Here is an 8,430-nt window from a genome sequence, read left to right on the forward strand (position 1 = left end):
GACCTGGAGTAAAGGGTGGCGAAGCTTCCTGTCGAGAAAATGCGCGAGCTCGAACGCCGGTTCGGCGAGATCGAGGCGCGAATGTCGGCGGGACCGGCAGCTGATGTCTATGTGAAGCTCGCATCGGAGTATTCCGAACTCGAGCCGGTCGTGAAGAAGATCCGCGAATACCAGTCTGCGATCGACGAGGCCGACGGCTTGCGCGCCATGCTGTCCGACAAGGCGACGGACCGGGAGATGCGCGATCTTGCCGAGATGGAATTGCCCGAGGTCGAAAGCCGGATCGAGGCGCTTGAGGGCGAGATGCAGATCCTGCTTCTGCCGAAGGATGCCGCCGACGAGAAGAGCGCGATCCTGGAAATCCGTGCCGGAACCGGCGGGTCCGAGGCAGCACTCTTTGCCGGTGACCTGTTCCGGATGTACGAGCGCTTTGCCTCGACGAAAGGCTGGAAAGTCGAAGTGCTTTCCGCCAGCGAAGGGGAAGCTGGCGGCTACAAGGAAATCATCGCAACGATCAGCGGTCGGGGCGTGTTCTCCAAACTGAAGTTCGAATCCGGCGTTCACCGCGTGCAGCGCGTGCCGGAAACAGAAGCGAGCGGGCGCATTCATACGTCTGCGGCAACCGTTGCCGTTCTGCCGGAAGCGGAAGATATCGACATCGAGATCCGGCCGGAAGACATCCGCATCGATACGATGCGCGCTTCGGGGGCCGGCGGCCAGCATGTCAACACGACAGACTCGGCCGTGCGTATCACCCATTTGCCGACCGGACTGATCGTGACGTCGTCAGAGAAATCGCAGCACCAGAACCGCGCCAAGGCCATGCAGGTGCTGCGTTCCCGGCTTTACGATATCGAGCGACAGAAACTCGACAGCGAGCGATCGGCAAACCGCAAGAGCCAGGTCGGTTCGGGCGACCGTTCGGAGCGTATCCGGACCTATAACTTCCCACAGGGGCGCGTCACCGACCACCGGATCAATCTGACGCTCTACAAGCTCGACCGGATGATCGAAGGTGATCTGGACGAAATGCTGGACGCATTGATCTCCGATTATCAGGCCGGGCAGCTTGCGCAGCTGGGCGAAAACCAGTGACGGGGGCCGCGCCAACAGCACGGTTGCTGATGGCGGACGCCCGGCGTCGTTTAGAGGCGATCGGATTGGACGATGCTGCGACCGATGCGCGTGTGCTCGTCTGCGGCCTTCTCAAGCTGAGCCCGACGGCCCTGTTGCTCGAGGGTGAGAAGCCGGTTTCGCCGGAAGGCGTGGCACAGGTGGAGGCGGCCGTGCTTCGGCGTCTGGCCCGCGAGCCGGTCCACCGCATCCTTGGTCGGCGTGACTTTTACGGGCTCGATCTCGCGCTTTCATCCGGGACGCTCGAACCTCGACCGGATACGGAAATCCTGGTTGACGTGATCCTGCCACATCTCAAGTCCATGGTCATGCAAGGTCGCAAGCCGAAACTTGTCGATCTTGGAACGGGAACCGGAGCGATCGCGCTTGCGTTGCTTCACGAATGCCCCGAGGCCGAGGCCATGGGGATCGATATCTCCGAAGACGCCTTGAAGACAGCTGCTGACAATGCCGAGCGCAACGGGCTGGGGTCGCGTTTTGTCACGCGGTCAGGACCGTGGTTCGACAAGACGGCCGAACGGTTCGACATCATCGTTTCCAATCCACCCTATATCCGCAGCGATGTGGTCAAGGGACTGGAACCGGAAGTGACCAAGTTCGATCCGATGGTAGCGCTGGATGGTGGTCCGGACGGGCTCGACGCCTATCGGGCGATTGCCCAGTGTGCTGCGAGCCACCTCGAAGACCAGGGGCTCATCGGCCTGGAGATCGGTTTCGACCAGCGTCGAGACGTTACGCAAATATTTGAATTGGCGGGTTTTTTGCTTGTCGAAGAGCACCGCGACTACGGCCACAATGACCGTGTCCTGGTGTTTGCGAAAAGGCTTGATTAGCGCATTTGCTGCGGCTGCTAAGGATAATTTCGGGAAACATAGAAAAAGGCTTGGTTTTCCGAATGAAGCGTAATAGCTTGCGGGCACGCAACGGGCGGCGGGGAAAGAACGAAGATTCGTTCGCGACTGGGCCGGCTTCGAAAAAGTTCGCTGTCGAACTCCGCGAAGCACGACTGGACCGATGCGTACTCAGTAAACTCGACTTTCACCAGCGGCGAGCAAGGCGAGAGCGCGGTCTGTCGGCGGCGCGTGGAGACTTGGTCCGGTTCAATAAGAGCCCATGGCGTTGCCCTTTATCAGCACAACAAAGACATTCAGGTGAAGCATCTATGAGGCCAGGACAGCAAAACAAGCGTGGTCGGGGGCGTAACAACAATGGCGGCGGCGGTGGCGGCGGCGGTGGAAACAACAATTTCAACCGCAAGGGCCAGAACCCGCTCACCCGGACCTATGACAGCTCCGGCCCCGATGTGAAGATCCGCGGCACCGCCCAGCACATCGCCGAAAAATATTCCACGCTCGCTCGCGACGCCCAAAGCGCCGGCGACCGCGTCATGGCGGAAAACTACCTGCAGCACGCCGAGCACTATAACCGCATCATTGCGGCCGCTCAGTCGCAGATGCAGGAACGCTTCCAGCGTGACGACCGCGATGGCGGCGACGACCGTCAGGATTACAACGAACGGGACGGCGAGGATTTCGACGGCTCGGAAGACAATGCCGCCCAGGCTAGCGAGCGTCCGCAGCAGCAGGCACCGCAGCCGCAGCAACAGAACCGTCAGCAGCACGAGCGCCGCCAGCGGGAGCCGCGCGAGCCGCAGGCCCAGCCGCAGCCGCAGGCGGAGATCGCCGGTACGGGTCCGCAGCCGGTTATCGAAGATATGCCGGCGGAAGCCGCAGCCGCTGCTGCCGAAAGCCAGGCGGAAGCCGGGGCCGAGCGCCAGCCGCGCCGCCGCAATGCCGGCAACCGTCCGCGTCGCCAGCCGCGCCGCAGCGCTGTCGGTGATGAAGGCGGCGAAGGTGGTGAAGGTGGCGAAGGTGGCGAAGGTGGAAACGGCGAAGGCGGCGAAGCACCCGCTCTTGCCGAAGCCGCTTCGGAATGAGCTTTTCGAGCTCGATTTGACGATTGCAAAACTCCGGGCTCAGGCCCGGAGTTTTTCGTTTATCTGCCTCTTTAAAGGGCAAAATCCCGCTCCCATATCTCGGTCAGGGGAGCGGTTTTCGCTCCGGGGTCCGCCGCTTCCGGGGACCTCATCCACACCAACCGACCTGTGCCGATTGCGGGCAGGGCGGGGAAACGGAGAGTGACTATGAATATCGAGAAATATTCCGAACGCGTGCGCGGATTTCTGCAATCGGCGCAGACCTATGCCCTGTCGGAAGGGCACCAGCAGTTCACACCCGAACACGTGTTGAAGGTTCTGCTCGATGATGAGCAGGGCATGGCCTCCTCGCTGATCAGCCGTGCGGGCGGTGATGCCAAGGCCGTGCGGATCGGCAATGATGCAGCCCTTGCCAAGCTGCCCAAAGTGTCCGGGGGCAATGGCCAGGTCTATCTGGCGCAGCCGCTTGCCAAGGTGTTTTCGACCGCCGAAGACGCGGCCAAGAAAGCTGGCGACAGCTTCGTCACCGTCGAGCGTCTTCTGCTGGCGCTTGCGATCGAGTCTTCCGCTTCGACTTCGGCTTCGCTGAAGAAGGGCGGCGTGACCGCCAATGCGCTGAACCAGGTGATCAACGAGGTCCGCAAGGGCCGCACGGCCGATGGTGCGAATGCCGAGGCCGGCTTCGACGCCTTGAAGAAATATGCGCGGGATCTCACGGCTGAAGCGCGCGAAGGCAGGCTCGATCCGGTCATCGGTCGCGATGACGAGATCCGCCGCACGATCCAGGTTCTGTCGCGTCGCACGAAGAACAATCCCGTTCTGATCGGTGAACCCGGCGTCGGCAAGACGGCGATTGCCGAGGGTCTGGCGCTGCGTATCATCAATGGCGATGTGCCGGAGAGCCTGAAGGACAAGAAGCTCATGGCGCTCGACATGGGTGCCTTGATTGCCGGCGCCAAGTATCGCGGCGAATTCGAGGAACGTCTCAAGGCGGTGCTCAATGAGGTGCAGGCCGAGAACGGCGAGATCATCCTGTTCATCGACGAGATGCATACGCTCGTTGGTGCCGGCAAGGCCGACGGCGCCATGGATGCCTCGAACCTGTTGAAGCCGGCGCTTGCGCGCGGTGAACTCCACTGCGTCGGCGCGACCACGCTCGACGAATACCGCAAGCATGTCGAAAAGGATCCGGCGCTCGCCCGGCGCTTCCAGCCTGTTATGGTCGAGGAGCCGACGGTCGAGGATACGATCTCGATCCTGCGCGGCCTCAAGGAGAAGTACGAGCAGCACCACAAGGTGCGGATCTCCGATTCCGCTCTGGTTGCTGCCGCGACGCTGTCGAACCGCTATATCACCGACCGCTTCCTGCCCGACAAGGCGATCGACCTGATGGACGAAGCCGCCTCGCGGCTCCGGATGCAGGTGGATTCCAAGCCCGAAGAGCTCGACGAACTCGATCGTCGCATCATTCAGCTGAAGATCGAGCGCGAAGCGCTGAAGAAGGAAACCGATGCGGCGTCCGCCGACCGGCTCGCGCGTCTTGAAACCGAGCTCACTTCGCTCGAGGAAGAGGCGGATGCGCTGACGGCCCGCTGGCAGGCGGAAAAGCAGAAGCTGGGCCTCGCCGCCGATCTCAAGCGGCAGTTGGACGAAACCCGCAACGAGCTTGCGATTGCTCAGCGCCAGGGTGAATTCCAGCGCGCCGGCGAACTCGCCTATGGCGTGATCCCGAAGCTCGAAAAAGAGCTGGTGGATGCGGAGGCGCAGGATGGTTCGACCGCCGGCAATATGGTGCAGGAGGTGGTCAACCCCGACGGCATCGCCCATGTCGTATCCCGCTGGACCGGTATCCCCGTCGACAAGATGCTGGAAGGCGAGCGCGACAAGCTGCTCAGAATGGAGGACGATCTGGCGAAATCGGTCGTCGGCCAGGGGGATGCGGTGCAAGCCGTGTCGCGGGCGGTTCGCCGTGCGCGTGCCGGCCTGCAGGATCCGAACCGGCCGATCGGCTCGTTCATCTTCCTCGGCCCCACCGGCGTCGGCAAGACCGAGCTCACCAAGTCGCTCGCCCGCTTCCTGTTCGATGACGAGACCGCCATGGTCCGGCTCGACATGTCGGAATACATGGAGAAGCACTCGGTCGCCCGGCTGATCGGGGCGCCTCCCGGCTATGTCGGCTATGAGGAAGGTGGCGCGCTCACCGAAGCGATCCGCCGCAAGCCCTATCAGGTCGTGCTGTTCGACGAGATCGAGAAGGCGCATCCCGACGTCTTCAACGTTCTCCTGCAGGTGCTTGACGACGGGCGCCTGACGGACGGCCAGGGTCGCACTGTTGATTTCAAGAACACGATCATCATCATGACCTCGAACCTCGGGGCCGACTATCTGACGAGCCTCGGCGAGGACCAGGATGTCGACCAGGTGCGCGATCAGGTGATGGATGTGGTCAAGGCCTCGTTCCGACCGGAATTCCTCAACCGTGTCGACGAGATCATCCTCTTCCACCGGCTGCGCCGGACGGAGATGGGCGCGATCGTCGACATCCAGATGAAGCGGCTGCTCTCGCTGCTTTCGGAACGCAAGATCCGCATCGATCTCGCCCCGGACGCGCGCGCCTGGCTGGCCGACAAGGGTTACGACCCGGTCTATGGCGCCCGTCCGCTGAAGCGGGTGATCCAGAAATACCTGCAGGACCCGCTCGCCGAGCAGATCCTGTCCGGTCAGGTGCTGGACGGATCCGATGTCACGATCGAGGCGGGCAGCGATCGGCTGTTGATCTCGCCAAAGGCTTCGGTGAGCGCTGCGGCTTAAGCCAAATCGCTTCGTCTGCACAAAACCAAAACGGCGGTCCTTGCGGGCCGCCGTTTTCCGTTTGTCTGACGCGCTGACGGTTCAATTCACCGGCTTGCGACCTGGGCAGGGCGCCCACCTGTTTGCAGCAGGGTGTCGATACGCTGACGCTCCTGCTGGAAGGCGGCAAGTGCCGGACCCTCGAGCGCCTTGCCACCCGGCAGACGGACCTTCATCGCGTCGACCTTCGTGCCGTTGACGATCAGTTCGTAATGCAGGTGGGAGCCGGTCGATGCGCCGGTCGAGCCGACGAAGCCGATCACCTGGCCCTGATTGACCTTGGCGCCGGGCACGATGCCCTTGGCGATGCCGCTCTGGTGATTGTAGGAGGTGACATAACCATTGGCATGGCGGATCAGCGTCTGATTGCCGTAGCCGGAGGCCCAGCCGGCTTTCTCGACGACGCCATTGCCGGCGGAAATGATCGGTGTGCCGCGCGGGGCTGCCCAGTCGACGCCGGTATGCATGCGCGAATACCCGAGGATCGGATGTCGGCGCATGCCGAAGCCGGAGGTGAAGCGGCCGTTGGGCACCGGATTTCTCAACAGGAACTGGCGGATCGATTTGCCGTTTTCGTCGAAATAATCGAGCGAGCCGTCTTCGGGATCCTGGAAGCGGTAGAACTGGGTGATCGAGTCGCCGAAGCGGGCGCGTACATAGAGGAGCTCGCTATCCTCCGTCGCTCGGCCTTCATCATCGGTGACGGAGAAGACTGCTTCGAGCATGTCGGTCGGCTTCAACTGTGCCTGGAAATCGACATTGGCGGCCAGAAGCCGGATGACCTGTGCGGTCAGATCCTGGTTCATTCCGTAGGACAAGGCGGCGCGGTAGATGCCGTCATAGACGCGCGGCAGATCGCGGCCTGACATCAGGGCTGGCTGGGAGGTCTCGAAGGCACCGGCCACGGCGTCGAGTTCCGGCGGTTCGGCACCCTCGACGAGACGGCCGACGTCATTGACGGCCATCGTCACGATATGATCGGCCCGGTGGTAGAGCGAAAAACGCACGAGGCGTACCTCATCGCCACGCTGCAAGAGCCCGACGCGGATCACGTCACCCTCGACGAGCTCGGTCTCTTTCATGAAGGGCGCCAATGCCCTGCCGACATCCTCGGCCTTTGTTTCGGGATAGCCGGCGGCCTGCATCAGCGCCGCCACGGATTGCGGCTGTCGGACCGGCAGGATGTCGTCGGCATATTCCGGCGTCATCGGCGTGATGATTTCCGGTTCGGCGACGCTCATATTCTCTTCGACGATACGTGCGGTCACCCCGACGGAGAGATCGAGCCCGGTGTCCTCCGCGTCGAAGCGGCGCGGGTCGATGTAATAGAGCGCTGCGACCTGGGTGTTGCCATCGGTCAGAACGGAGCCGTTCGAGCGGACATTTTCTTCGACTTCGTCGAAGGTCATTTCGCCGGCCAGCGGTTTATCCGGAACGGTCGGGAATGGGGTCGACTTCAGGATGACCTCGGATTCGACATCCGAGCCATAGAGCGAGCCTGCCCGATTGGCGACAGGCGGGGTTGTGTCATCGGTGGCGAAGATCGCAAGCGGATCGAAGCGCGGATAGCGCTCCTGAACGGCATAGTCAGCGGCGAGCACCATCTTCACATGCGCGAAGGGCAGCTTGCGGACAACCTCGCGCTCGCCATCCTTGAAAACTGTGGGGACGTCGAGGATGGCCTTGTCGACGGGGCGGGCGGCGATTTTCGGCGCAAAGATCCTGTCGCCGCGCATGGTTTCCTCGTCCGCACCTTCATTCGGATCTGGCGGCACGACAGCAAAGGCCTCGGCCGGGATGGCGAGCTGCTGCCGGCCGTCGAGGGCTGCAAACAGGGCCACACCCATAAGAATGCAGGAGGTGATGCCGGTCAGGAAGGTACCCGACAGCCAGCGCAGGGAGATCTCCCGGCGATCGGGCGCACGAAGACCGTCGGCCAGGATCGGAGGCTCGCCACCAAGCGAGCGCATCAGGTCGCGGTCTGTCGTCATGCCGTCTTCTGGTCTGTGGCGTAAGGGCAGGGCCCTGGCCGGTTCATCGACTGGATCACGTCTTCATGTCTCATGTTTTGGCCCGACCCGTCAAATCGCGGACGGACGACCGCCTTCAGATCAGGCAAATATGGAAATTGCGCGGCAAGCGCACGCGCACATGCGAGCGCGCACACACGCGGGGCAAGCGCGCACCCATACCCGGGGGACTTGGCGTGGCGGGAGAGCCGCCTGGGGCGGGGATTTGGGGGCAAACCAACGTCAAATATGCGGCTCAAAAGGTTGCCAAACATTCGACGTCTAAAATTCGCTTTAATTTCAATTACTTATGTATTTTCTCGAAATTTCTCGAAGAAGGCTGTTGACTGCTCGGAGAAGCGAATCTATACATCCGCTCACTGACGAGGGCGGCGGCGCTGCTAGCGACGAAGTCCTTCGCTCTAGAGAAATCCTTCGAAATTGGCTGTAAGCTGGTTTTGTTGCCCGACTTTAGGGTTGGGTGGTAAGGGATTTTTGACG

5 protein-coding genes are annotated in these 8,430 nt (G+C 62.0%); 4 read left to right on the top strand and 1 reads right to left on the bottom strand.

Going from position 1 to position 8,430, the window contains the following annotated elements:
* The first annotated feature begins 15 nt into the window (after window positions 1-15).
* From prfA to clpB, 4 genes are all read left to right on the top strand, one after another.
* Entirely contained in the window at window positions 16-1,095 is a 1,080-nt protein-coding gene (gene prfA / locus IP85_RS12230) for a peptide chain release factor 1 (protein WP_054149952.1), read from the top strand.
* 29 nt (window positions 1,096-1,124) lie between these two features.
* Window positions 1,125-1,967: a peptide chain release factor N(5)-glutamine methyltransferase gene (gene prmC, locus IP85_RS12235; protein ID WP_054149967.1), complete on the top strand. Its 843-nt coding sequence runs from the start codon at window positions 1,125-1,127 to the stop codon at window positions 1,965-1,967.
* 329 nt (window positions 1,968-2,296) lie between these two features.
* On the top strand, window positions 2,297-3,070 hold the full coding sequence (locus IP85_RS12240; protein WP_054149953.1) for a DUF4167 domain-containing protein: 774 nt from the start codon (window positions 2,297-2,299) through the stop codon (window positions 3,068-3,070).
* A gap of 207 nt (window positions 3,071-3,277) precedes the next feature.
* Complete coding sequence (clpB, locus tag IP85_RS12245) at window positions 3,278-5,881, top strand: ATP-dependent chaperone ClpB (protein WP_054149954.1); 2,604 nt, start codon at window positions 3,278-3,280, stop codon at window positions 5,879-5,881.
* Between the two features lie 86 nt (window positions 5,882-5,967).
* Here clpB and IP85_RS12250 read toward each other — a convergent pair whose 3' ends face one another.
* The gene (locus IP85_RS12250; protein ID WP_054149955.1) at window positions 5,968-7,911 is read right to left on the bottom strand and encodes a M23 family metallopeptidase; all 1,944 of its coding nucleotides are present in this window, start codon (window positions 7,909-7,911) and stop codon (window positions 5,968-5,970) included.
* Between the last annotated feature and the right edge of the window lie 519 nt (window positions 7,912-8,430).

Source organism: Rhizobium sp. AAP116 (assembly GCF_001295785.1).
In the GTDB taxonomy this organism is placed as follows: Bacteria; Pseudomonadota; Alphaproteobacteria; order Rhizobiales; family Rhizobiaceae; genus Allorhizobium.

Bases quoted from the DNA above. Each gene is read 5' to 3' on its own strand.
- prmC (WP_054149967.1), top strand. From the start codon at position 1,125: ATGGCGGACGCCCGGCGTCGTTTAGAGGCGATCGGATTGGACGATGCT.
- IP85_RS12240 (WP_054149953.1), top strand. From the start codon at position 2,297: ATGAGGCCAGGACAGCAAAACAAGCGTGGTCGGGGGCGTAACAACAAT.
- clpB (WP_054149954.1), top strand. From the start codon at position 3,278: ATGAATATCGAGAAATATTCCGAACGCGTGCGCGGATTTCTGCAATCG.
- IP85_RS12250 (WP_054149955.1), bottom strand. From the start codon at position 7,911: ATGACGACAGACCGCGACCTGATGCGCTCGCTTGGTGGCGAGCCTCCG.